Source organism: Sphingomonas sp. CROZ-RG-20F-R02-07 (genome assembly GCF_022662335.1).
GTDB lineage: Bacteria > Pseudomonadota > Alphaproteobacteria > Sphingomonadales > Sphingomonadaceae > Sphingomonas.
The window spans coordinates 1-23,387 of sequence record NZ_JAKNQJ010000019.1 but is presented as its reverse complement, the minus strand read 5'-3'; the positions used below and the strand labels follow the sequence as shown (position 1 = coordinate 23,387).

Here is a 23,387-nt window from a genome sequence, read left to right as displayed (position 1 = left end):
CCCGTCTCCCGATTACCGGATGTGCTCGACCTTCAGGTTCTTGACCCGAACCTTCTTCCACTCGCGATCGGCGGTAAGGGCAGGGGCGCCGAGTTGCATGGCCAGCGCCAGGCAGGACCGATCACCTAGACCACGACCGTACTGGCGCGTCTGCGCGTGAAGACCCGCAGCCGCGTAAGCTGCACCGACATCATGCGCGCGGACATCGAGGCGTAGTTCGTCCAGCAGTTCGCGAGTGGTGGCTTCATCGAGCCCGCTGAGCAGCAACTCCTTGATGACCTCCTGGAGGTTGACCGCCGAGATGGCAGCACGCCCGACATGGGGTGCGACCGTGTCGGCACCTGGTTCGTCCCGAACCAGCGCCAGCACCGCGGATGCGTCAAGGACGACGGACGTCATTGTGCGTCCCGATCCTCGTCACCGGATGCGGCCTCATCAAGCTCTGCGGCAGCTTCGGCCTTTCGGTCACCCAGGAAGTCGTCGGTCGTGCGCGCCTGCTTGGCATGTTCGCGGTAGAGCGCCTGCGCACGTGACACACCGTGCCCGATCGGGGACAGGCGCACCTGATCGTCCTCAATCGTCAGGATGACCTTGGCATCTCCATGCAGGCCCATCGCCTTCCGCACCGAGGCAGGCAGGATCATGCGGCCGTTGCCGGCCACCTTGATGTCTATGGTCTGCATTGCCACCGTTAGATATCCTTCGTGTGTCCCCAAATGCTGTATGCCAACACCAGCGATGTGGCACAAGGTGGCGACGTTCCAGACTCGGCAACTAGGTATCCGCCATGCGTCAATTTGGGTATACTCAAACAGGACAGCAGCTTGGCGCAGCTTCTTACGTCCGATTAGGGTTGCCTGGCGCGTTTCCGGACGATAATTGTCGTGAGTTTAGACCCACACGGGACACTTAGGGATCAACATGGCCTTATATGGCTACGCGCGCGTGTCCGCGACCGATCAGGACTACTCGATCCAGGAACGCGCGCTGCGCGCGGCAGGCTGCCAGGTGATCCGGGCGGAGAAGAAGACGGCCACCAAGCTCGAGGGCCGGGTCGAACTCGATCTGCTGCTCCAATTTCTGCGCGAGGGCGACACACTGGTGGTCACTCGCGTCGACCGGCTGGCGCGGTCGCTGCGGGACCTGCAAAATATCGTACACGAGTTGAAGGGCAGAGGCGTGGCCCTGAAGGCGACCGAGCAGCCGATCGATACCGGTACGGCCGCGGGCAAGGCGTTCCTCGACATGCTGGGCGTATTCGCCGAGTTCGAGACGAACCTGCGTCGCGAGCGACAGATGGAAGGGATCGCCTTGGCTAAGGCACGGGGCATCTATAAGGGACGCCCCGCGACTATCGACCCGGCAGAGGTCAGGCGTTTGCATCTAGATGAAAGACTAGGGCCCGCGGCAATCGCGCGGCGGCTAGGCGTGTCCCGCTCGTCGGTGTACAGAGTCATGCCCGAACTATCGCGAACGGGATAGGCTGTGGCTTCCTTCGACTTATAGACCGATCAGCAGCGGCAAGCGCGGGTCTGGCCCAAGCCCGTGCGACCCCATCAGCCGTCATATGGTCGGGGCCAGCCAGCGTGCCGCTTAGCCGCGCGCCTTTTTGAAACTAAACAATGAAAGTACGACAAGCTCAAGCAGCCGTCTTTAGCGCAAAAGTTGCAGTTTTCAGAAGAGTGGGGCTAACAACCGAGTCATCGCCCTTGGAACACAGGCAAGCGCCGCTCTATGAAAGCTGTGAGTCCCTCGTTTCGATCGTCGGTCGCTATGTAGTCGATGTTTGAACGAGCTTCAGCCCGCAATGCATCAACTAGACTGAGATCGAGAGATCGGTCGGCCAGCATCTTCATATGACGTAGCCCGATCGGGCTCTTTGACGCGATCTTGTCGGCGACGCGGTCAACGGCTTCGACTAGCCGTTCTGCAGGGACGACGTCAGTTACGAACTGCGCAAAAATTCGGTGGGTCACCGGCATCAAATCACCTGTAAAGAACAGGTATTTGGCGTGACTAAGCCCGATCCGTCGCGGTAACCGCACAGAGGCACCCGCGCCGGGCAGCAGGCCGTAGTTGGCGTGGCCGTCGCCTATCCGAGCATTATCCGCGGCAATGATAAGATCGCAGCAGAGCAGCAACTCCGTTCCGCCTGCGGTCGCGACGCCGTTCACGGCCGCGATGACCGGTTTTGGCAGGCTTTCGATCCTGCTCATCAGCGCGGTCGCGCGCGCTAGGAACTCGGCGGTCGCGACGGTCCGCTGCTCTGCCGGCATCGCATGGACGAACTTCAGGTCGGCGCCCGCGCAAAATGCGCGCCCCGCTCCGGTGAAAACGACGCAGCGCACCGCTCCGTCAGCTTCCGCCCGGTCGAGCGCTAGCCCGATCTCATCGATCATGGGCCCGCTCAATGCGTTCAGCTCCGCCGGGCGGTCGAGCGTGATCCACGCGGCGGAACCCCGCATGGCGTAGGAGACGACCAAATCGTTCATGAAGTTGCTCCGATGGCCCTTGCGGACAGGCGCCCATAGGCGCCTGTCATAATAGGGAGATGGTGCTGAAGGAACCGACGCACCCGATCGGCGAAAACCCGGCCTTGGTCACGGGCGATCTGGTGCCCTGCGTCCTCAATCACCTCGACGCAAAGGCCGGGTATGAACGATTGCAGGTGATCGACGCCGGCATCATCGACGACCGGGCTGCGAGCGCCGCGTAGCAACAGAACTGGACAAGCCACCCCCGCTGCAACGGCGGCCTCCGCCGGTGCGAAGTCCGGCAGCCGGAGCCGATCGGGAGCGCCCAGCAGGCGCGGATCCCATCGCCACCACCAACGTCCATCTAGGAGACGTAATTGTCGGCTCAACCCGGCGGGATTAGCTCGGGTCTCATCCGGGAAGGCGGTGGAAAGCGCCGCTGCCGCAGCTTCGACGTTCGCGAACCCGGTTTCGCTCAGCTCCGCCAAGCGCAAGATCCCGGCATCTCCCTCCCTTGCGGGGCGGAGCACGATATCGGCGATAACCAACGCCCTGATCGACAATTCAGCGGTGGCGACGGCGTGCAAGGCCACGATGCCGCCGATCGACGCACCCACGATCGCCAGTGGCCCGCTGGTGACGTGCGAATAGATCGTCAGGAGGTCGTCCCTGAACGCATCGAGCGAGTAGTCGCCATCGGGAGCCCAGTCGCTGTCGCCGTGCCCGCGAGCGTCGTACCGAACGACGCGGTATCCCGCAGCGATCAAGGCGTCAGCCGTTCTGTCCCAGCTCCTGCGCGTCTGGGCACCGCCGTGCAGCAGCAGCACGCACCGCGCATCGACCGGACCCGCACTCTCGACGGTCAATGCGAGGCCGCCACGGATCACTTTCTGGAGACATGCTCGGTCCGACACGCTGCGCAACGTTAACTAGTGAACATTGACGGAAACGCGCAGGCCAATCTGGCGCTCGCGGCCGTAGGTACCGAAGATGGCCGTGCTCTGCGCGGGCGCGAGGACCGCATAGTCGAGTACCCGCTTGTCGGTGAGGTTGCGCGCGAACAGCGAAAGCGTCCAGATGCCGTCGGTCGGCAGCAGGTCCAGATGCCCGTCGAGCTGCGCGTATCCCGGCTGGACCATGCGCGGGTCGTTATAGGCACCGGCATTGTATTTCGACCGCGCGAGGACCGATAGCCCACCGCCCAGCTTGTAGGTGCCGCTGCCGATCGGCCGCTGGTAATCGATGCTGGCAGTGCCGGTCCACTTCGAGGCATATTGGGTCGGGGTGTTGGACAGGTTCTGAGAGCAGCCGCGCGGCGTCGCCAAGTTCTCGACGCTGTTGCAGGCCGCGCCGGGGAAGTCGATGAACTTCGCATCGAGGTAGCTGCCGCCTAGCCCGATGCGCAGGTCCGTCACAGGCCGAAGTGTCACGTCTGCCTCGACCCCCTGTGAGCGGGCCTTGCCGACGTTGGAGACGACGAACACCAGGTTGGAGAACACCGACTGCTGGAGCGAGGTGAACGTTGTCCGATAGATGTCGATCGCGTATTCGAGCTTGCGGTTCAGGACCAGCCCCTTGAACCCGACCTCTACCGACTGCGCCTCCTCGGGGCGGAAACGGGCGGCGTTCGGATCGGTGCCGGCGTACAGGAAGTCGAACCCGCCGACCTTGTCGCCTTTCACGTACTTGGCATAGACGTTGTTGGTGGGATCGAGTTTATACTGCACGATCACCTGCGGCTGCCAGTGATCCTCGGCGAGGGCGAGCGCGCCGAAGGGGAAGGTGTGCTCGGTCGAACCGGTGACGGGCGACAGCAGCGGCGCGAGCGCCTCGGAACGCGCCTGCAATAGCTCGTCGCGGCTAGTGTAAAGTCCCAGGCCCGGGATGATCGGCGCGGCGAAGATCGCCTGCCCGGCGGTCTTATCGATGTGGCTGTAGCGGACACCGGCGGCGACACTCAATGCGCTGGTCAGCCGATACGTCAGGTCGGCGAAGCCCGAATAGCTGCTAGTGCGCTGGTCATAGGTTGCGATGCGGCCGAACGGAGTCGCGGCGGCACCGGTCAGGCCGTAGCCTGCAAGCTGGAACTCTTGGATCAGATTGATGTGCAGCGTATCGCGTTGATAATAGGCGCCCAGGCTGGCATCAAGGGCACCGAAGGTGCCGTTGAAGCGCAGCTCCTGGCTGAACTGCTGGTAGCGCTGGTTGAGCGAGTTGAAATAAGGCTGGCTGTCGTTCGGCCCTTCGGTGCCGAACTGCGTCACCGACAGCGTCTTGCGGAACGCGGTGGTGGACGCCAGTGTGCCACCGAGTACGTCGTAGCGGATGTCCCCTTGATAGAGCTGCGCGTTCATGCCGCTCAGTTCGGATGACGCGGTGGGCGAGCGTTCGAAATCGTTGCGCCGGACGTCGGGGTCGTTGACCTCGGGATAGAGCAGTGCGCCCGGGCGCAGCGGTTGGGCGATCGGCTGGACCGCGTTGCCGAACGTGCGGACGTGGTCGTACTCGCCGTGCAGCATGATCTCGAGGCCGGGCGCGGGTGTAAGCCTGAGCGTCGGCCGTACCGCCCAATTGCGGACGGTCGGTTCGTTGCGGCCGAGCAGCGGATTGTATAGCTGCCCGTGGGCGAGATCCTGAAACAGGCCCGCGACGCGGAGGCTCGCCCAGTCTGCAAGTGGCGCGGTCACGCCTCCCTGCGCCTGCACTTCGTGCTCGTTGAACTCGTAGCCGATCGAGCCGTCTGCCGCAAAGGACGCGCCGGGCTTGCGCGTGGTGATGTTCAGGGCGCCGACTGTGGCGCTATTGCCAAACGCGATGACCTGCGGACCTTTCAGGACCTCCAGGCGCTCGACGTCGAAGATCGGGATGCGACCGTCCTGGTCACGCCCGAACGAGACGTTGTCCACGAACTTGCCTACCGACTGCTCAAAGGAGGCATTCGCGCCCGAGCCGAAGCCCCGGATGAAGATGAACGGCTGCACCGCGCCGTAGCTGAACTGGAAGTTGGGCGTCACAGACGCGAGGTCGATTATCTGCGTGATGTTCTTTGCCTGGAGCTGCGCCCCCAGGATCGCGGTTACGGCGATCGGCACGTCACGGGCGTATTCGGAGCGCTTGCGCGCCGTGACGACGATATCGGTTGCGGAATCCGCCTGCTCGGGCGCAGCCGCACCCTGAGCAGCCAGCGCGGCAGGCTGCTCGCCTTGGGCTTGCTCGGCGGTCTGCGCGTGGGCTGACGGTGTCGTGAGGATCGCAGCCAGGGCGCAGCCGCCCGCCAGCGCCGGCTTCCAGGTCCGACCGGACATGTTCATCTGCTTCATCGCCACGACGTCCTCCTCTCCTGACGGTCGGCGCTTCTCCGCACCGATCCGCTAGCGTCACATTGTTGCGATTCGACCGGCGAGTCAACCAACCTTCCTATTGGTTAGTGAAACGCTACCAGACAGCCTACTTGATAGGGGAGGCGCTATGCGGGATGGCGGGTCGGAGCAGCGAGGAAGTCTATTGGCGCGTCCGAAACGAGAAGCCGTCTGGAAGAACGCGGTGCAAAGCTCCGACGAGCAGTTCGGCGCGAAGCGGGCAGCGCTGATCCGCGAGGCCGCGCGGGCCTTTAGCGCTAGGGGCTATCACGACACCTCGCTCATCGACGTGGCCCAGGAGCTCGGCGTCACCAAGGCCGCCCTTTATTATTACGTGAAGAGCAAGCAGGACATCCTTTTTGAATGCCATGTCATCTCGAACGATCTTGCCGACCAGGCGTCGGCCATCGCGCTCCAGGCCAAAGGAACTGGGTTCGATCGCATGGTGCTGTTGGCGCGGACCTATATCGACCTGCTGGTCGGCGAGGCGGGGACGCTGGCAGTTCTGACCGAGTTCGATGCGCTCGAGCCGCATAATCGCAAGGTCATTGCGGCGCGGCGCGCCAGGTTCGACCGGACGCTGCGCGAGCTGCTGGAAGAGGGCATGAAGGACGGGTCGGTCCGGAGGCTCGACCCGAAGCTGACCGTCTTCTTCTTCCTGGGCGCGGTCAATTGGATGACCCGCTGGTTCGATCCGGGCGGAGAGCGGACGGGACAGCAGGTCAGCGACACGTTCGTCGATCTGCTGTCTCAAGGCATTCGCGCGACGTGAGCGCCTAGGCGACGCGGGCGTTCAGGCCCGGACGCGCCGCGGCGCGGTCGTAACCGACCGCCAGCCGCGCCACGATCGACGCGGCGGGCTCGATTGACCTGACGTCGCCCACCCCGTGTCCCGCGCTCCAGATGTCGCGCCACGCGCGAAGCGTGCTGGTTTCGGTGACGACGTCGAATTTCTGTCCCTTATGCTGCTCGTCCGGGCGGAAACCGGTCCTATCGAGGCTCTTGCGAAGCATGTTGGCGGGAATGCCGGTGATCTCGGCGGTGAGCACGATATCGTCGGCATTGCTGTCCACCAGCATCTGACGGTAGTCTGTCGACGCGAGGCTCTCTTCGGCGGCGATGAACGGTGTTCCGAGAAGCGCCATGTCCGCACCCAGCAGTTCGGCGGCCCGGATATGCTCGCCACGCGACAGCGCGCCGGCCAAGATGACCGGCCCATCGAAGAAGGCGCGCACCTCGGTCAGGAACGCGAAGGGACTCATCCACCCCGTGTTGCCGCCAGCGCCGGCGCACAGCAGGATCAGGCCATCGGCACCGCTCTCTGCGGCGCGGCGGGCGTGCCGCACGGTGGCGACATCCGACAGTACGACGCCGCCATAGCCCTTCACGCGGTCAATGACCGGAGCCGGGTTGCCGATCGAGGCGATGATGACCGGTGCCTTGTGACGCGCGGTGATGTCCAGGTCGGCTTCCAGCCGCGGGTTTGACCGGTGGACGATGAGGTTGACCGCATAGGGCGCCGCGTGAGCGGGCAGCGAAGCGGCCAGATCGGTCAGCCAGCCATCGAAGATGTCGCTGGTACGGGCATTGAGCGCCGGCAACGCGCCGATCACGCCGGCGCGGCACGTCGCCGCGATCAGGTCGGGACCGGACACCAGGAACATCGGGCCCGCTATCACCGGCACCCGCAGTCCCGACCGCATCTCGGCGGCGAGTCCGGGTCGCCCATATCTGATCTCGCTCATAGCTGCACGGCTCCACGAACAATGTATTTGACTCGTTGGTAGAAACGTATTCCAAGGGGTCGCAACAAGCAAGCGGGAGCGGGATCGTCTTGAGCGGCGACGTGTACATCATCGGCAGCGGCATGACGCGCTTTGGTCGCCTGCTCGATTGGAGCGTCAAGCGGATGAGCGCCGAGGCGGTCGCGGCGGCGCTCGCGGACGCGGGCATAGAGGCGTCCGCGATCGAGGCGGCGTTCTTCGCTAACGCCGCCCAGGGCCATATGGACGGCCAGCACATGGTCCGCGGCCAGATCGCGCTACGCGAGATGGGCATCGGCGGCATTCCCGTGTTCAACGTCGAGAACGCCTGCGCGAGCGCCAGCTCGGCCTTCGCGCTCGCCGTCGCGCAGATCAGGGCGGGCGAAGCGCACATCGTGCTCGCGCTCGGGGCCGAGAAGCTGTTCTCGCAGGACCGGTCGCGGATGATGTCCGCGTTCGACAGCGGCATGGACGTCGGTGACGCGGAGGGCACCCACGCACGGCTGCGCGCGCTGGGCGCAGGGCTGGACGTGCCCAACGGCACGACCTCGCCCAAGCCGTACAGCGCCTTCATGGACGTCTACGCGGCGTTCGCTCGCCAGCACATGCGCGAATACGGCACCACGCAGCGCCAGATCGCGGCAGTGGCGGCGAAGAACCACCACCATTCGGTCCACAACCCGCTCTCCCAATTTCGCGACGATTACTCGATCGACGACGTGCTCGCCGCTCCGCCGATCACCTATCCGCTCACCTTGCCGATGTGTTCGCCGATCTCGGACGGCGCGGCGGCGGTGATCCTGGCGAGCGAGCGGGGCCTCGCCCGCGCGGGCGCAAGCCGGTCGCGCGCGGTCCGCGTGCTCGCCAGCGTCGTCCAGACGGGGAGCGACCGCGACCCGCTCGACGTCAGGCGGCACCTGACCGCGCTGGGCGCGACGCGCGCCTATGAGCGCGCGGGAGTCGGGCCCCGCGACGTCGACGTCGCCGAGGTCCATGACGCGACTGCGGTCGGCGAGATCATCCAAATCGAGAATCTCGGCTTTTGCGGCTTCGGCGAGGGCGGGGCGTTCTCCGAAAGCGGCGCGACCTCGATCAGCGGTGCCATTCCGGTGAATCCGTCGGGCGGACTGGAGTCGAAGGGGCACCCGGTCGGGGCCACCGGGCTCGCGCAGCTACACGAGCTGGTCACCCAGTTGCGCGGCGAGGCGGGGCCGCGCCAGGTCGAGGGCGCGCGGGTGGCGCTGGCGGAGAATGGCGGCGGGCTGCACGGGATCGAGGAAGCGGTCGCGTGCATCACCGTGCTGGCGCGATGAACGGGCAGGGAGGGCGGCGGTGAGACTTCAGGGGAGAATGGCGGTCGTGACCGGCGCGGGGTCGGGCCTCGGGCTCGACACCTGCCGCGCGCTGGCGGCCGCGGGCGCGCGCGTGGCGGCGCTCGACCGTGATATCGCCGCCCTCGATGCCGTCCGGACCGAACTGGGCTGCTTCGCCCACATCGTCGACGTGGCCGACGCGGCCAGCGTCAGCGCGGCGCTCGACGCTGCCGTGGCGGCGCTCGGCAGGCCGTATCTAGCCGTGAACTGCGCCGGCGTGGCAGACGCCGCCAAGACCGTTTCCAAGGGCGCGCCGTTTCCCTTGCCGACGTGGGACAAGGTCATCGCGATCAATCTAACGGGCAGCTTCAACCTCATCCGGCTCGCGGCCGCGCAGATGGTGGAGAACGCGCCCGATCCCGACAGCGGCGAGCGCGGAGTCATCGTCAACACCGCATCGGGCGCGGCCACGCAGGGGCAGGTCGGTCAAGCGGCCTACAGCGCCAGCAAGGCGGGGGTGATCGGGCTTACGCTGCCCGTCGCCCGCGATCTCGCGCCGCATGGCATCCGGGTCGTCACGATCTCGCCAGGGGTGTTCGAGACGGCGATGATCGCGGGCCTGCCGCCGCAGGTCGCGCAGTCGCTGATAGACAAGACGATCCTATTCCCGAACCGCATGGGCCGACCGACCGAGTTCGGCGCGCTGGTCCGGCACATCGCGGAGAATGCCTATTTGAACGCCACCGTCATAGACCTCGACGGCGGCGCGCGGATGACGGCGCGGTAGGGCGGGACGATGGGCCAAGCTGGTCGCCACAGCGGACTGACAATGAGCGGACAGGCGCTGGCCGCGCTTACCCGCTATCCGGAGCGGGTTGCGTTTGCCTGGCCGGGCGGGCGGCTTCGCTATCGCGGCGCGCTCGATCTGATCGGGCGCATGCAGGCGGTGTTTGCCGGCATGGCGCTGCCGCCGGGAGCGATGATCGCGATCCTGTCCGACAATTCGGCGGAATCCTGGTGCGCCGGGATCGCCGCGCAAGCGTCGGGCCTTGGCATCACCTGGCTGCATCCCAAGGCGTCCCTCGACGACCAGCTGTTCCAGGTAGCCGATAGCGGCGCCGCTTGCCTCCTGGTCGATGCGACGGGCCATGCCGACCGCGGCGAAGCCCTCCACGGCCTGTTGCCGCGATCGGTCGCCCTGCTCTCGCTGGGACGATCGGGCTTCGCGCCCGATCTGGTCGAACAGGCCGCAGCTCAAGGTGCGGCAACGGTACGCGACCTCGCCGATCCCGACGCGGTCGCGACCATTCACTATACGGGAGGCACGACGGGCCGCAGCAAGGGCGCGGTGCGGAGCCACCGCGCTGCCGCGGCCTTTGCGGTTCACGCACCGCTCGCCGATTGGGAGTGGCCGGCGACCCCCCAATATCTTGGCATCGCGCCCAACAGTCACGCGGCCGGCACGTTCATCATCCCGACGTTGCGCCTGGGCGGCACCGCTCACCTGCTGCGCGGCTTCGATATCGATGAGGTTCTCAACCTTATCCCGCGCGAGGGCATCAACACCTCCTTCCTGGTCCCTTCGATGATCTACGCGCTGCTCGACGCGCCGGGTCTGGACGCGGCCGACCTGTCCCGTCTCGAGCTGCTCCACTACGGTGCGGCGCCCATGTCGCCAGCGCGACTGGCCGAAGGACTGGAGCGGATCGGCCCGGTGTTCTCGCAGGGCTATGGCCAGACCGAATGCCTGCCGATCGCCATCCTTGGTCGGGCCGACCACGACCTTGCTCGTCCGGAGCTGTTCTCCTCGTGCGGCTTCCCCGCCTCGTCCTGCGAGGTGCGCCTGCTGGACGAGCAGGGGAATGAGGCGGGTCCCGACGAGACCGGCGAGATTTGCGTTCGCAGCCCGGCCGCGCTCGACTGGTATCATAACCTGCCCGAACAGACCGCCGAAACGCTGGGCGACGGCTGGCTGCGCACGGGCGACATCGCCCGACGCGACGATCGGGGGTTCCTCTTCATCGTCGATCGCAAAAAGGACCTCATCATCAGCGGCGGGTTCAACGTCTACTCCCGAGAGGTCGAGGATGCGTTGGCGGCCCATCACGCGGTCGCGGTGTCCGCGGTGATCGGCCTCCCCGATCCTCGCTGGGGCGAGGCGGTGACCGCCTTCGTCGTGCTCAGGCCGGGCGAGGATTGTACGTCCGATGCGCTCATCCGCCACGTGAAGGAGCGCAAGGGCTCGATCCAGGCACCCAAACGGGTCGAAATCGTCCGCGAGCTGCCGATGACGGCGATCGGCAAGATCGACAAGAAGCTGCTGCGCCGCCTCCACGAGCAGGCCGCGCTTGCAGAAACAGAGGTAACGCATGGCTGAGTTCCAGGCTCCGATCGACGACATCGCCTTTGCGCTCGAGCGCGCTGGCCTCGCGGCCATTGATCCCGACGCCGCAGAACTGTCCGGGCCCATCCTCGAGGCGGCAGCCGGGTTCGCGACCGGTGTGCTCGCGCCGCTCAACCGACCGGGAGACGTCGAGGGCTGTACGTGGACGGCGAACGGTGTGCGAACGCCCGCGGGCTGGGTCGAGGCGTATCGCGCTTTGCGGGATGGAGGCTGGACGTCGCTGGGCGCCCCGGAGGCGTATGGCGGGCAGAACCTGCCGCTGCTGCTCGCCAATGCTGTAGGAGAGATCTGGCACGCGGCTAACCTGTCCTTCGGCCTGTGCCCGCTCCTGACGCTCGGCGGGGTGGAGCTGCTGCTCGCCCACGGCACGGACGTACAGCGCAAAACCTATCTGCCCAAGCTGGTGAGCGGCGAGTGGACCGCCACCATGAACCTGACCGAACCGCAAGCGGGCTCCGACCTGTCGCAGGTACGGTCGCGGGCAGCGCCGACGGAAGACGGGCGCTATGCGATCGTTGGCCAGAAGATATTCATCAGCTGCGGTGAACATGACTTGGCCGACAACATCGTCCACCTCGTGCTCGCGCGCCTGCCAGACGCGCCCGAGGGCACGCGGGGCATTTCGCTCTTTGTCGTGCCCAAGTATCTGGTAGAGCCGGGCGGTGATCTCGGCGCACGCAACGGCGTCCGCTGCGTCTCGATCGAGCACAAGCTCGGCCTGCGCGCTTGCCCGACCGCGGTGATGCAGTTCGGCGACGACGAACCCGCCATCGGCGATCTGGTCGGCGAGCCGCACCGAGGGCTCCAGGCGATGTTCACCATGATGAACAACGCCCGGCTGGGCGTCGGGCTGGAAGGGCTCGGCATTGCGCAACGCGCCTATGGTCGCGCTGCGGCCTATGCCGCCGAGCGTGTCCAGGGGAGAGATGCCGACGGGCCGGTCGCGATCGACGTGCATGCCGATGTCCGGCGCATGCTGGCCACCATGCGCGCGAAGGTCGCGGGCGCCCGCGGGCTCCTTTATCTGGCGGCAGCCGAGCTCGACCGCGCGCATCGGCTGCATGAGCCCGGCGCGCAGGCGATGGCCAGCCTGCTCATCCCGATCGTAAAAGCCTGGGCGACCCAGGTCGGCTGCGAGGTCGCCGATCTGTCGGTGCAGGTTCATGGCGGCATGGGATACATCGAGGAAACCGGTGTTGCCCAGGACCTGCGCGACGCGCGCATCCTGCCCATTTACGAAGGCACCAACGGCATCCAGGCGCTCGACCTGCTTCGGCGCAAGGTGCTGGCGGACGGTGGTGCGACCGCGTCGGAGCTGTTCGATCGGATGGATTCTGAGATTGAGGCGCTGCGGTCCACGGGCGGTGCGGTCTTGGCGCAGCTGGCGGACCGGCTGGCGAAGTCCGAAGCCTGCGTCAGGCAGACCACGGCTGCGCTGCTTACGCGGGCGCAGGACAGATTCGGCATCGACGCCGCGGCGACACCCTATCTACAGATGGTCGCTCTCACCTGCGCCGCGTGGATATTGGCCGGCGATGCTCGAGTGGAGGTCGCGCGGTCGGGAAGGAGCGATGGCGCGCGTGTCGCCACCGCCCTGTTCTTCTTCGGGCACCTCCTGCCCGCCGCTTTCGCATTCGCCGAGACGGCGCTGGCTGATCCTGCCGTGCTGCGCTCGACCGTTATGGTGGGAAAGCGAGTCGCATGACTGGCCTACCCGTCCGGGTCGATATGCCTCGCGCGCGCGTCCGACGCATCACGCTCGCGCGACCGGAGGCGTTAAACGCCATCAACGAAGCGGTCCGGGCGACGCTGCAGGCGGCTTTGGACGACGCGAACGCCGATCCGGATGTCCGCGTCATCATTCTGGCCGGCGAGGGTTCCGCCTTCTCGGCCGGTGGTGACCTTCACTATATGGAACAGCTCGACCTCGCCGCGTTCGGGGCGTTTCACCGCGACCTGCTCGGCTGCGTGCACGCAATCGCGGGCTCGCTCAAGGCAACCATTGCCTCCGTCCAGGGTGCCTGCGCAGGCGGCGCGCTCGGCTTCGCGCTCGCCTGCGATTACGTCATCGCGTCGCGGGACGCCCGGTTCAGTGCGCCATTCCTGCGCATCGGCCTGACACCCGATATGGGACTGCCCTACTTCCTGCGCGCCAGGCTCGGCGAACAAGGGGCGAGGCGGTTCATACTCGACGACCGGACGATGAGCGCGGAAGAGGCTACGGAGCGTGGCCTCTGCGATCTGCTGGCGGGAAACGGGCTCGAGGACGACACTCTCGCCCTTGCAGCCCGCTTGGCGGCGTTCGCGCCCAACGCGCTTGCCCAGACCAAGCGCCTGCTCTCGGGCGGTAGTGTCGCCCTGGATTACTACCTCCAAAGTGAGCAGGTCGCCGCGGCTTTCTGCCTTGGCGGGCCCGAGTTCCGGGAAGGAGTGGCGGCCTTCCGCGCCAAACGAACGCCGGTCTTCGGCTAAATCAGGAGCATAGCCATGCTGCCCCAACAGCTACGCGGAAGGTTGCGGTTGCCCGTCCTTGCCTCGCCGATGTTCCTGGTATCCGGCCCCGAGCTGGTGCTGGAGACGTGCCGGGCCGGGTTCATCGGGAGCTTTCCGTCATACAACCAGCGTACGCCCGAGGGTTTTGGCGACTGGCTTCACGACATCGACCGACACCGGCGCGCGGGCGACGCACCCTTCGCGGTGCAGTTCGGCGTTCACCCGACCAACCCGCGGCTGAGCGCCGACCTCGAGCTGACAATCGCTCATCAAGTCCCGATCGTGATTACCGCACTGGGTATTACCCGCGAGTTCACTGACGCGATCCACGCCTATGGCGGGCTGGTCTTCCACGACGCGACCACCATCCGGCACGCCAGAAAGGCACTGGAGGTGAATGTGGATGGCATCATCGCGGTCTGCGCCGGTGCCGGGGGTCATGCCGGGACGTACAACCCGTTCGCGTTCATCGGCGAATTGAAGCCGCTGCTCGCCGGTCGGACGCTGATCGTCGCCGGCGGGATCAGCAGCGGCGCGGGCGTCGCGGGCGCAATCGCGGCGGGAGCGGATCTCGTCTCGCTCGGCACCGTGTTCATCAACACGGCCGAGAGCATGGCACCGCAGGCTATGAAACAGATGATCGTCGACTCCACCGTCAGCGACATCGTCTACACCGAGGAAGTGTCGGGCGTGCCGGCGAGCTTCCTCGCCCAGACGCTCAAGTCGGAGCACACTAGGCCGCTTGGCGGCTTCAACGTCGCCGACGAGATAAGCCCGAAGATCTGGAAGGACATCTGGTCCGCCGGCCAGGGTGTCGGCTCAGTTAACTCGGTCGTGCCGGTCGCCGAGCTCGCCGACCGTCTCGTTCGCGAGTATCGGGCGACGCTGTCTCACATGGCCTCGCTCCTGACGATGGAAGCGGCATGACCCGGCTCGGAACCCGATTCACCGATCTAGTCGGGGTCGAATACCCCATCGTGCAGGGTGGCATGCAGTGGGTTGGCCGCGCGGACCTCGTGTCGGCCGTCGCTAATGCGGGCGCGCTGGGAATGCTGACCGCCCTCACCCAGCCAACGCCGGAGCACCTCGCGCTCGAGATCGCGCGCTGCCGCGAGCTGACCGACAAGCCATTCGGCGTGAACCTGACGCTGCTGCCCACCGTGACGCCGCCACCCTATGCTGAATATCGTCAGGCCATCATTGAGGGCAGCATCCGCGTCGTCGAGACGGCCGGGAGCAATCCGGCCGAGCATATTGAGGTGTTCAAGCAGCACGGGATCGTGGTGATCCACAAGTGCACGGCTGTCCGCCACGCGCTGTCGGCCGAGCGGATGGGAGCCGACGTGATCTCGATTGATGGTTTCGAGTGCGCGGGTCATCCCGGTGAGGACGACGTCGCCGGCTTGGTCCTGATCCCGGCCACGGTCGATCGCGTCGGCGTGCCGGTGATCGCCAGTGGCGGCTTCGCGGACGGGCGCGGCCTCGCCGCAGCGCTCGTGCTCGGCGCGGAAGGGATCAACATGGGCACGCGGTTCTGCGCCACGGTCGAGGCTCCGATACATCCCGCGGTCAAGCAGTTCATCGTCAGCAACGACGAGCGGGCGACGAACCTGATTTTCCGCTCGCTGCGGAACACTGGTCGCGTGGCTCGGAACAACGTGTCGGACGAGGTGGTCGCCATTCTTTCCCGGCCTAATACGACATTCGAGGATGTGGCGGCCCTGGTGCGCGGTGCTCACGGTCGGCTGGCGCTGGAACGAGGCGATTTGGAGGCCGGGCTGATCTGGGCGGGCCAGAGCCAAGGCCTGGTCCACGACGTGCCGACCTGCGCCGACTTGATCCAGCGGATCATCGCCGAGGCGAAGGCCCGCTTGGCCGCATTGGCTTGACTATCTCGGTCTCCGCTGCAGGCTCGTTGATGTTCATGATGATGTCCTCGCGGCGAAGGTCCGGGTTCGCCACCAGCTTCTCGGCAATCGCCTCGAAGATGAGCTGCTTTGTCACCGCCGCACGGGCGTTTCACCAGAACTGGATGAAGATCATTCGTTCGGTGCGCGGGATGTTCCAGTAGCTCACGGGATAGCGGAAGTTGGCTTCGTACAGCTCGTGAATGACGGAGAAGAAATCATCCTCCGGCAGTCCCATCGAATCCAGCATTCCCTGATGGACGCTGTCGGCGATGGCCCGGCGGTACTCGTCGAACGTGCCCTTGCGCATGGATATATGGAAAAGCGGCACGGATGACCTCCTGATGATGCAGGCTGTTCGCCAACGATTGAAGCATATCATTCAGGCCGCGACGGAACCGTCCGGCGCGGGAACGCGGAACGCGTTCAGGACGGCCGGCGCGGACAGGTAAGGCCCGATCAGATGAGTCGTCGCGACCAGTCCGGCATCGCCGAAGACGGCGTGAGCTTCGGCGTAGAGCGCGTCGTCGATCTCGTGCCGGATCACGAGCGCCCGCGTGAAGTCGCGCGCGACCCGCCCCTCCTTCGAAAGCGCCTTCGGCGCGGCCCCGGTCGCGAGCGCCTCGATCGTGTCGGGGGCAAGGCCGGCGGAGCGCGCGACGGCGCGATGCGCGCAGAGTTCGAACGGTGCGTTACACGCCGCGCCGACCGTCAGGATCACGGCTTCGCGCACCTCCCGGGTGAAGGGCAAATGGTCGTGCTGCGCCTCGATCCAGGCGATGTAGCCGTCGGAAATGTCGGGCACGTAGAAGTATGAGTTGAACGGCCCGATCAACGCACCCTCCGACGTATTGGCCTGAAAGCCGCCGTGCTCCGCCTCGGTTCGCTTGGCCGGTGCGAGGCTGTTGTACAGCCGCCGTTGCCGGTCGGTCATCTGCTCCGGGATCACCAGGGGAAGGCGACCGCCTCGTCATTTGCTGGTCCCGGTCATCGCTGCCGTCTTATTTGCGCTCATCTCGCCTCCGTCGTGTTCGCCTTGACGGAGCCGATATCATGTCGCCCGGTTACGACCGGGAGGGATACGATAATACCAATATGGCTGATGGTCAGGATATGGACGAGAGCGAGCGCAATCGGCGGCTGGGCGACTTCCTTCGCTTGCGCCGCGCGCGGATCAACCCGGAAACGGATGGGCTGGGAAACGCTCGCCGCCGCACGACGGGACTGCGGCGCGAGGAGGTGGCTAGCCTGGCCGGAATCAGCACCGAGTGGTACATCAAGCTCGAGCAGAGGCGCGGCGCGTCACCCTCGCTCGCCACGCTGAACGGCATCGCGCGCGCGTTACGGCTTGATCAGGCGGAGCGCCTTCACCTGCTCGCTCTTGCCGGACGAACCGTGCCATCCTCGGCGTGCTCAGCATCCGTGCCCGACACGCTACGGATGATTGTGAAAGATATGGCGCAGCCGACCTACCTGCCGAACCGCTGCTGGGACGTTGTGGCCTGGACTCAAGCGGCTGTCGACCTTCTCCAGGCGGACTTCGCCGCGATGTCCGTCGACGATCGCAACACCCTGGGCTGGATGTTGACCGACGCAGGCGCCCGCTACCTGTTTGGGGAGGGCTGGGAGGACGAGGCGCGGCGAATGATCTCGCTCTTCCGTACAACGTGCGATCTTTATGATGACGATCGGGCCCTGCTGAAGCAGGTCGCTCGTTTGAAGGCCCAAGGTGCGCACTTCGAGAGGTGGTGGCGGCAGCATGATATCGGCGCACCGCGCTCGGGTGCCAAGCGCTTGCGTCATTCGGTACGCGGTGACCTGACCGTATTGTTCTCGACTTTCCAAGCCAACGATGACCTAGGCCTGAACCTTGCTGCGTACATGACTGTCCTGTAAACGTTCCTGTGCTGCGGTCAGCCTATATTCTATGAGGTGAAAAGTTTTCTTCCAATCGAAACAGTCTATCAGAAAGAGTTTATCATTCTCAGAACATCATCTCACTCTGAATCAACAAGGCGCTGTTCTGGAGCGCGGTGCTCAACGGCGTGGTGACGGCGCCGATCATGGCGATAATGTTGGTGGTGGTGGCTTGACCCGCAACGATGGGGAAAGTCCTCGCCTCGCCTGACCTGTTTGCCCTCGGCTGGATCGCGACCGGACTGATGGCGGGGACTGCTGTCGCCAGTAAGCGTGTCGTGAAGGCCGCAGGTTAAGCGGCTTGCGCGATGGGCTGATCTTCTGCGACGCGCCAATTCCACGGCATGAGTTCGTCCCAACTGCTGATTCCGAGGGAAGCCGCTCCCTCATTCCGGAATAATGCCGCCCCCGTGTTCCGAGGAATAGTCGCCCCCTGATTCCGAAATGATGTCGCCCCTTGGGGGACGGTGTCGGTCGGGTTCCGCGGACGGGGCTAGGTTCGCTTCTTTGGGCAATCCGAAGGAGCATCCGATGCCGGCGGAAAGGGTGAACATGCGGCGTGTCCGCGAGATGATGAGATACCGGTCCGAGCAGGGGCTGGGCTACAAGGCGATATCGCTGCGGGTAGGCGCGGTGCCTTCGACGGTGCGCGAGACGCTGAAGCGGGCAGCGGCGGCGGGTATGGCATGGCCGCTCGGCGACGAGGTCAGCGACGCTGTGCTGGAAGCGGCGCTCTACCGCGAGCCGGGCAACAAGACCGGCTTTCGGCGATGCCCTGAGCCGGACTGGCCCCGGCTCCACCGCGAGATGCAGCGCAAGCACGTGACGCTGCAGATCCTGTGGGACGAATATATCGCCGCGCATCCGGACGGGTATCGCTACAGCCGCTTCTGCGATCTCTATCGCGGCTGGGCGATGAAGTTGCCGGTCACGATGCGGCAGAACCACACGCCCGGTGACAAACTGTTCGTCGACTATGCCGGCGACAAGATCGGCGTGGTCGTCGATCGGCTGACCGGCGAGGTTCGCGACGCACACATCTTCGTGGCGGTGCTTGGCGCATCGAGCCTGTCCTATGCGGAGGCGACCTGGACCGAGACATTGCCCGACTGGATCGGCGCCAACGTGCGGGCGGTGGAAGCATTTGGCGGCGCGCCGGCGCTGTTCGTGCCGGACAATGCCAAAGTCGCGGTCATCAAGGCGTGCCTGTACGACCCACAGGTCAACCGCAGCTATGCGGAGATGGCAGCACATTACGACAGTGCCGTGCTGCCGACCCGACCGCGCCGCCCGCGTGACAAGGCGAAGGTCGAGGCGGCCGTTCTCATCGTCGAGCGCTGGCTGTTCGGTCGCCTGCGCCACCGGACCTTCCACAGCCTGGCCGAGCTCAACGCCGCCATCGGCGAACTACTCGCCGACCTGAATGACCGGCGGGTCCTGCGCCGCGTCGACCGGACCCGCCGCCAGCTGTTCGAGGAACTTGACCGACCAGCGTTGAAGCCGCTGCCGGCCGAGGCCTATGTCTATGCCGAGTGGCGGCGCCGGCGGGCCGGGCTCGACTATCACGTCGAGATCGAGCGCCACTACTACTCGGTCCCGTACCGCTTCGCGCGCGAACCCGTCGAGGCACGGATCACGGCGCGCACCATCGAGCTGTTCCACCGGGGCGAGCGCGTCGCCGCCCACATGCGCGGTTCCGGCAATGGCCGCCATACCACGACGCCCGAGCACATGCCCTCGTCGCACCGGCGGTTCGCCGACTGGACGGTGGAGCGCATCGCCAGGGAGGCATCCGCCATCGGCACCTGCACCGCCTTGCTGTGCGAGCGGATCCTCGCCGAGCGGCCCCATCCCGAGCAGGGCTTTCGTGCCTGCCTCGGCATCGTGCGGCTGGTGCGAAGCTTCGGGCACGGCCGGGTCGAGGCGGCGTGCGGCCGCGCCCTCGACATCGGTGCGCGCAGCTACGGCTCGGTCAGATCCATCCTCGACCAAAAGCTCGACCAGGTGCCTCCCGTACGCCCGTCCGAGGGTCCGCCCATCGACCATCCCAACATCCGGGGTTCACGATATTACCACTGAGGAGACGACCATGTTGCCACATCCCACCCTCGAACGACTGACCGGCATGGGGTTTGCCGGGATGGCGAGAGCCTTCGGCGAACTTGCCACCAATGCCGAGTCCGACCGCCTGACCCACGCCGAATGGCTGGCGCTGCTGCTCGACCGGGAATGGAGCTTCCGACACGACCGCAAGCTCGCCGCTCGCCTGCGCTTCGCCAAATTGCGCCATCAGGCGACGCCTGAGGACATCGACTATCGTAGTGCCCGCGGCCTTGACCGCGCGCTGCTGATGAAGCTGGTAGCCGGCGACTGGATTGCCGCGCACGACAACCTCGTCATCACCGGACCGACCGGCGTCGGCAAGAGCTGGCTGGCCTGCGCACTCGGGCATAAAGCCTGCCGCGACGACCGCTCCGTTCTCTACCAGCGCGTGCCACGGCTCTTCGCCAACCTGGCGCTTGCCCGCGGTGATGGCCGCCATGCCCGGCTGCAACGGACGCTTGGCAGCGTCCAGTTGCTGATCCTCGACGATTGGGGTCTCGAGCCGCTGGACGCGCTGGCGCGCCACGATCTGCTCGAGATACTCGAGGAGCGGTACGGTCGACGCTCCACCCTCATCACCAGCCAGTTGCCCGTGGCAGCATGGCACGAGGTCATCGGCGACCCGACCTACGCCGATGCGATCCTCGACCGTCTCGTCCACAACGCCCATCGGCTCGACCTCGATGGCGACAGCATGAGACGTACGAAAACCGACCCGACCGCTTGACGCGGAACGCGAACGAAACAACAACCTACAGTGCCGGTATAGCCCGCTCCCAAAGGGGGCGACATCATCTCGGAACAGAGGAGCGCAATCTTCTCGGAACGAGGGGGCGGCTTCGTCGGAATCAGCATCCCAACGGCTGGTAGGCCAGTCGTCGGCGACCCTGGCGATGACGTCGGCGATATACGCCTGCGGGTCGACGCCGTTGGCTTTGCAGGTCTGGATGACGGTGTAGATCGCAGCGGCACGCTCGCCGCCCGCCCTGGAGCCGGCGAACAGCCAGTTGCGTCTTCCTATTGCGATGCCGCGCAGGGCACGCTCGGCGATATTGTTGTCGATCTCCAGCCGCCCGTCGTCGAGGAAGCGGCAGAGTGCCGGCCAGCGCCTGATGCCATAGGCGATGGCCTTGGCCATATCGGACTTGGGCGACAGGCGGCGAAGGGCAGCGTCGAGCACCTCGCGCAAGGCGTCGACCAGCGGCCTGGTTCGGTCCTGCCGGGCACGGTGGCGGACATCCGGCGGCTGGCCGCGCACCTCGGCCTCGACGGCGTAGAGCGCGCCGATGCGCTCCAGGACGTCGGTGGTCAGCGGCGTGGGGATGCGCTCGTGCAGGTCGAAGACCTTGCGCCGGAAGTGGGCCCAGCACGCCACCTCGGTGACGCCGCTGCGGTACAGGCCGTCGTAGCCGGCATAGGCATCGGCCTGGAGAAAGCCGCGAAAGCCGGCGAGATGCGCCTGCGGATGAGCACCGGTGCGGTCGGGCGTGAAGCGATACCACATTGCGGGCGCCGCCGTGTTGCCGGACGCGCGGTCATCGGCCGCGTATACCCACAGCCGCCCGGTCGCGGTCTTGCCACGGCCGGTCAAGCACCGGCACCGGGGTGTCGTCGGCATGGATCTTGTCGGCGCCCAAGACCGCATCACGGATACGGCTGACGACCGGGTCGAGCAGCGCAGCGGCCTGCCCGGTCCAGCCGGCAAGCGTCGAGCGGTCGATGTCGAGCCCCTGCGCCGCCATCATCTCGGCCTGGCGATAGAGCGGCAGATGATGGTCGAACTTCGAAACGACGATGTGCGCCAGCGTCGCGAACGTCGCCTTGCCGCGCGCGACGGCGCCGACCGGTGCCGGTGCCTGGACGACCTTCTCGCAATGCCGGCAGCTGTATTTCGGGCGGAGGTCGCGCACGACCCGCCAGCGCACCGGCACGACGTCGAGCATCTCGTGCGCGTCCATGCCGAGGAGACGCAGCGTGCCGCCGCAGTCCGGGCAGGTGCAGGCGCCGGATGCGGGTTCGTGGACGACCTCCTCGCGCGGCAGGTGACCGGGCAGGCTGCGGACCGGCGCCGGTCGCGGCGCTACGCCGGGTGCGGCAGTCTCGACTGCGGAAACATCCCGCTCCGTTTCCAGCTCTTCCAGCGCCAGTTCGAGCTGCTCGATCTCGCGGCCGAGCTTCTCCGACGAGGCGCCGAACTGTATCCGCCGCAGCCGGGCGATCTGCCCCCGAAGGGTGTCGATGAGTAGATCACGGGCGGCGAGCGCGGCATTGGCCCGGGCAAGCGAGGCCTCCAGCACGGCAATCCGCGCGGCGGTATCAGACGGGATAGCGGGCGCTGCCGACACGGGGATTGCATAGCAGATCGCATGCCGACGGGCGAGCAAAAGCGACGCAAAACCGCCGTTTTCATCCCGCCAGTGTTGGCACAAACGTGCGCTCGGGGCGACGCCAGTCGATGCCCTCCAGCAGCATCGACAGCTGCGCCGGCGTCAGCGTCACCGCGCCCGTCGCAGTCACCGGCCAGACGAAGCGTCCGCGGTCCAGCCGCTTCGAGAACAGGCATAGCCCCTGTCCGTCGAACCACAGCAGCTTGACCAGGTGGCCGCGCTTGCCCCGGAATGCGAACAGCGCGCCGGAATGCGGGTTCTCAGCGAGCACCTGCTGCACCAGCACCGCCAGCCCGTCGAAGCCCTTGCGCATGTCGGTCGCGCCGCAGGCCAGGAACACTCGCGTCGGCAACGGCGTCGGGCTCATCGCAGCACCGCCAGCACCCGCGCCAGTGCGCCGGCATCCACCGAGCCGTCCACGCTCACCCGTACACCACCCGGCAACTCAATGCGAATGAGGCCGGGCGTGGGCGTTGCCGGCGGTAGTGCAGGTGCAGCGACCTCGGCCACACGCACCTCGGTGAATGTCGGCAGCGCGGGCGCTATGCCGCCCAGCTTGCCCAACTGCGCCTGCTTGCGCCACGTGTATACCAGCCCGCTCGACAGGTCGCGTCGCTCAAGGACATCGCGTACCCGAACCCCCGGCCGGAACGCCTCGGCCAGGATCTCCAGCTTCTCCTCGTCCGACCAGCTCCGCCGGCCCGACACCCGGCCGACCACCTCCACCCGACCAGTCGTACGAGTGCTCGTATGACCAGTCTCAGACCCGAACACTTCCCGCACCGCTATCGCCCTCGTCAAAGGCGACCAACATCCCGGCTACGGCTGAACAGGCAAGGCGGCCCGCAGAACACGCTTACTGTCGCCATGCTAATCATTCGATAGCAAACCCCCGCCATGCTGAGTCCAAAGCTCGCCCTAGAGGCTGTTATGAACCTGCGGCGAGGGCAGCGGCTTGTTTCATCATGAGGCAGGCGAAAGCGACGACATGAAAGCCGGCGAGTGTTTCGGCATAGCGCTCGTAGTCTTTGACAAGCCGCCGATGCTAGCCGTTTCCGCCGCCAAAGCTACATGCATTTGTCCAACGACCATGATTCCTTTTCCAACCGTAGTGGGGACGCGTTTCGTGGAGCCTGAACGAGGATCGCCGATCGCGAACACCCGCGCGATGCTGGTCTTGAGCGATGCGCTCGCAGGCATCGATCGTCGCGCCCGTTTGGACGGATTCTCGATGGTCGAGCGTTGCTTTCGTACCCAGACTTATTAC

At 66.0% G+C, this 23,387-nt stretch carries 23 protein-coding genes and 2 pseudogenes; 13 read left to right on the top strand and 12 right to left on the bottom strand.

The features are described from left to right. Positions 1-12: 12 nt before the first annotated feature. Positions 13-399, bottom strand: a complete 387-nt coding sequence (locus L8H00_RS17270) for a type II toxin-antitoxin system VapC family toxin (protein ID WP_242098545.1) — start codon at positions 397-399, stop codon at positions 13-15. After that, positions 396-683: an AbrB/MazE/SpoVT family DNA-binding domain-containing protein gene (locus tag L8H00_RS17265; protein ID WP_242098559.1), complete on the bottom strand. Its 288-nt coding sequence runs from the start codon at positions 681-683 to the stop codon at positions 396-398. Before L8H00_RS17265 ends, L8H00_RS17270 begins: the two co-directional genes overlap by 4 nt. Before the next feature lie 238 nt (positions 684-921). Between L8H00_RS17265 and L8H00_RS17260 the strand changes: the two genes are divergently transcribed. Next, positions 922-1,482 (top strand): recombinase family protein, encoded by a 561-nt coding sequence (locus L8H00_RS17260; RefSeq protein ID WP_242098544.1) that lies wholly within the window; start codon positions 922-924, stop codon positions 1,480-1,482. Positions 1,483-1,700: 218 nt separating this feature from the next. Here L8H00_RS17260 and L8H00_RS17255 read toward each other — a convergent pair whose 3' ends face one another. From L8H00_RS17255 to L8H00_RS17245, 3 genes are all read right to left on the bottom strand, one after another. Then, positions 1,701-2,492 (bottom strand): enoyl-CoA hydratase/isomerase family protein, encoded by a 792-nt coding sequence (locus tag L8H00_RS17255; protein ID WP_242098543.1) that lies wholly within the window; start codon positions 2,490-2,492, stop codon positions 1,701-1,703. Further along, a complete protein-coding gene (locus L8H00_RS17250; RefSeq protein WP_242098542.1) occupies positions 2,489-3,301 on the bottom strand; it encodes an alpha/beta fold hydrolase in 813 nt (270 codons plus the stop codon). The genes L8H00_RS17255 and L8H00_RS17250 overlap by 4 nt, the downstream gene beginning before the upstream one ends. A gap of 102 nt (positions 3,302-3,403) precedes the next feature. Next, complete coding sequence (locus L8H00_RS17245; protein ID WP_242098558.1) at positions 3,404-5,794, bottom strand: TonB-dependent receptor; 2,391 nt, start codon at positions 5,792-5,794, stop codon at positions 3,404-3,406. A 184-nt stretch (positions 5,795-5,978) separates the two neighbouring features. Here L8H00_RS17245 and L8H00_RS17240 point away from each other — a divergent pair, with 184 nt between their 5' ends. Then, entirely contained in the window at positions 5,979-6,605 is a 627-nt protein-coding gene (locus L8H00_RS17240) for a TetR/AcrR family transcriptional regulator (RefSeq protein WP_242098541.1), read from the top strand. 4 nt (positions 6,606-6,609) lie between these two features. On the opposite strand, the gene L8H00_RS17235 is transcribed toward L8H00_RS17240, so the two are convergent. After that, the gene (locus L8H00_RS17235) at positions 6,610-7,578 is read right to left on the bottom strand and encodes a nitronate monooxygenase (protein ID WP_242098540.1); all 969 of its coding nucleotides are present in this window, start codon (positions 7,576-7,578) and stop codon (positions 6,610-6,612) included. An 89-nt stretch (positions 7,579-7,667) separates the two neighbouring features. Here L8H00_RS17235 and L8H00_RS17230 point away from each other — a divergent pair, with 89 nt between their 5' ends. The 7 genes from L8H00_RS17230 to L8H00_RS17200 all read left to right on the top strand — a co-directional run bounded on the left by L8H00_RS17230 (position 7,668) and on the right by L8H00_RS17200 (position 15,695). Next, positions 7,668-8,909, top strand: coding sequence for a thiolase family protein (locus L8H00_RS17230; RefSeq protein WP_242098539.1), 1,242 nt, complete (start codon positions 7,668-7,670; stop codon positions 8,907-8,909). 19 nt (positions 8,910-8,928) lie between these two features. Further along, positions 8,929-9,696: an SDR family NAD(P)-dependent oxidoreductase gene (locus L8H00_RS17225; RefSeq protein ID WP_242098538.1), complete on the top strand. Its 768-nt coding sequence runs from the start codon at positions 8,929-8,931 to the stop codon at positions 9,694-9,696. A 42-nt stretch (positions 9,697-9,738) separates the two neighbouring features. Then, positions 9,739-11,286: an AMP-binding protein gene (locus L8H00_RS17220; RefSeq protein ID WP_242098537.1), complete on the top strand. Its 1,548-nt coding sequence runs from the start codon at positions 9,739-9,741 to the stop codon at positions 11,284-11,286. Next, the gene (locus L8H00_RS17215; RefSeq protein ID WP_242098536.1) at positions 11,279-13,018 is read left to right on the top strand and encodes an acyl-CoA dehydrogenase; all 1,740 of its coding nucleotides are present in this window, start codon (positions 11,279-11,281) and stop codon (positions 13,016-13,018) included. Before L8H00_RS17220 ends, L8H00_RS17215 begins: the two co-directional genes overlap by 8 nt. Continuing rightward, positions 13,015-13,785: an enoyl-CoA hydratase/isomerase family protein gene (locus tag L8H00_RS17210; RefSeq protein WP_242098535.1), complete on the top strand. Its 771-nt coding sequence runs from the start codon at positions 13,015-13,017 to the stop codon at positions 13,783-13,785. Before L8H00_RS17215 ends, L8H00_RS17210 begins: the two co-directional genes overlap by 4 nt. Positions 13,786-13,854: 69 nt before the next feature. Continuing rightward, positions 13,855-14,733, top strand: a complete 879-nt coding sequence (locus L8H00_RS17205; RefSeq protein ID WP_242098534.1) for a nitronate monooxygenase — start codon at positions 13,855-13,857, stop codon at positions 14,731-14,733. Then, positions 14,730-15,695, top strand: coding sequence for a nitronate monooxygenase family protein (locus tag L8H00_RS17200; protein ID WP_242098533.1), 966 nt, complete (start codon positions 14,730-14,732; stop codon positions 15,693-15,695). The genes L8H00_RS17205 and L8H00_RS17200 overlap by 4 nt, the downstream gene beginning before the upstream one ends. Positions 15,696-15,825: 130 nt before the next feature. Here the strand turns inward: L8H00_RS17200 and L8H00_RS17195 are convergent, their stop codons facing one another. Next, positions 15,826-16,044 carry a tautomerase family protein gene (locus L8H00_RS17195; RefSeq protein WP_242098532.1) on the bottom strand — a complete coding sequence of 73 codons (219 nt, stop codon included), beginning with the start codon at positions 16,042-16,044 and terminating at the stop codon, positions 15,826-15,828. Between the two features lie 51 nt (positions 16,045-16,095). Next, positions 16,096-16,548, bottom strand: coding sequence for a hypothetical protein (locus L8H00_RS17190; protein WP_242098531.1), 453 nt, complete (start codon positions 16,546-16,548; stop codon positions 16,096-16,098). A gap of 218 nt (positions 16,549-16,766) precedes the next feature. Between L8H00_RS17190 and L8H00_RS17185 the strand changes: the two genes are divergently transcribed. The 3 genes from L8H00_RS17185 to istB all read left to right on the top strand — a co-directional run bounded on the left by L8H00_RS17185 (position 16,767) and on the right by istB (position 20,460). Continuing rightward, on the top strand, positions 16,767-17,609 hold the full coding sequence (locus L8H00_RS17185) for a helix-turn-helix transcriptional regulator (RefSeq protein WP_242098530.1): 843 nt from the start codon (positions 16,767-16,769) through the stop codon (positions 17,607-17,609). Between the two features lie 573 nt (positions 17,610-18,182). Then, on the top strand, positions 18,183-19,709 hold the full coding sequence (istA, locus tag L8H00_RS17180) for an IS21 family transposase (protein ID WP_242098557.1): 1,527 nt from the start codon (positions 18,183-18,185) through the stop codon (positions 19,707-19,709). 10 nt (positions 19,710-19,719) lie between these two features. Continuing rightward, positions 19,720-20,460 (top strand): IS21-like element helper ATPase IstB, encoded by a 741-nt coding sequence (gene istB, locus L8H00_RS17175; RefSeq protein WP_242098556.1) that lies wholly within the window; start codon positions 19,720-19,722, stop codon positions 20,458-20,460. A gap of 172 nt (positions 20,461-20,632) precedes the next feature. On the opposite strand, the pseudogene L8H00_RS17170 reads toward istB, so the two are convergent. From L8H00_RS17170 to L8H00_RS17155, 4 genes and pseudogenes are all read right to left on the bottom strand, one after another. Next, positions 20,633-22,030: pseudogene (locus L8H00_RS17170) on the bottom strand (IS66 family transposase); the annotation flags it as partial. Between the two features lie 109 nt (positions 22,031-22,139). Next, on the bottom strand, positions 22,140-22,487 hold the full coding sequence (gene tnpB / locus L8H00_RS17165) for an IS66 family insertion sequence element accessory protein TnpB (protein ID WP_242098529.1): 348 nt from the start codon (positions 22,485-22,487) through the stop codon (positions 22,140-22,142). Continuing rightward, positions 22,484-22,846, bottom strand: coding sequence for a transposase (locus L8H00_RS17160; protein WP_242098528.1), 363 nt, complete (start codon positions 22,844-22,846; stop codon positions 22,484-22,486). Before L8H00_RS17160 ends, tnpB begins: the two co-directional genes overlap by 4 nt. Positions 22,847-23,048: 202 nt before the next feature. After that, positions 23,049-23,162, bottom strand: a pseudogene (locus L8H00_RS17155) (IS5/IS1182 family transposase); the annotation flags it as partial. On the opposite strand from L8H00_RS17155, the gene L8H00_RS17150 reads away from it, so the two are divergent. Beyond that, positions 23,109-23,387: hypothetical protein (locus L8H00_RS17150; protein WP_242098527.1), on the top strand; the 279-nt coding region annotated here is incomplete at its 3' end. The pseudogene L8H00_RS17155 and the gene L8H00_RS17150 sit on opposite strands and share 54 nt — an antisense overlap.

Bases quoted from the DNA above. Each gene is read 5' to 3' on its own strand.
- L8H00_RS17210 (WP_242098535.1), top strand. From the start codon at position 13,015: ATGACTGGCCTACCCGTCCGGGTCGATATGCCTCGCGCGCGCGTCCGA.
- L8H00_RS17185 (WP_242098530.1), top strand. From the start codon at position 16,767: ATGTCGCCCGGTTACGACCGGGAGGGATACGATAATACCAATATGGCT.
- L8H00_RS17245 (WP_242098558.1), bottom strand. From the start codon at position 5,794: ATGAAGCAGATGAACATGTCCGGTCGGACCTGGAAGCCGGCGCTGGCG.
- L8H00_RS17270 (WP_242098545.1), bottom strand. From the start codon at position 399: ATGACGTCCGTCGTCCTTGACGCATCCGCGGTGCTGGCGCTGGTTCGG.
- L8H00_RS17235 (WP_242098540.1), bottom strand. From the start codon at position 7,578: ATGAGCGAGATCAGATATGGGCGACCCGGACTCGCCGCCGAGATGCGG.
- L8H00_RS17260 (WP_242098544.1), top strand. From the start codon at position 922: ATGGCCTTATATGGCTACGCGCGCGTGTCCGCGACCGATCAGGACTAC.
- istB (WP_242098556.1), top strand. From the start codon at position 19,720: ATGTTGCCACATCCCACCCTCGAACGACTGACCGGCATGGGGTTTGCC.
- istA (WP_242098557.1), top strand. From the start codon at position 18,183: ATGCGGCGTGTCCGCGAGATGATGAGATACCGGTCCGAGCAGGGGCTG.
- L8H00_RS17220 (WP_242098537.1), top strand. From the start codon at position 9,739: ATGAGCGGACAGGCGCTGGCCGCGCTTACCCGCTATCCGGAGCGGGTT.
- L8H00_RS17205 (WP_242098534.1), top strand. From the start codon at position 13,855: ATGTTCCTGGTATCCGGCCCCGAGCTGGTGCTGGAGACGTGCCGGGCC.
- tnpB (WP_242098529.1), bottom strand. From the start codon at position 22,487: ATGAGCCCGACGCCGTTGCCGACGCGAGTGTTCCTGGCCTGCGGCGCG.
- L8H00_RS17265 (WP_242098559.1), bottom strand. From the start codon at position 683: ATGCAGACCATAGACATCAAGGTGGCCGGCAACGGCCGCATGATCCTG.
- L8H00_RS17255 (WP_242098543.1), bottom strand. From the start codon at position 2,492: ATGAACGATTTGGTCGTCTCCTACGCCATGCGGGGTTCCGCCGCGTGG.
- L8H00_RS17215 (WP_242098536.1), top strand. From the start codon at position 11,279: ATGGCTGAGTTCCAGGCTCCGATCGACGACATCGCCTTTGCGCTCGAG.
- L8H00_RS17200 (WP_242098533.1), top strand. From the start codon at position 14,730: ATGACCCGGCTCGGAACCCGATTCACCGATCTAGTCGGGGTCGAATAC.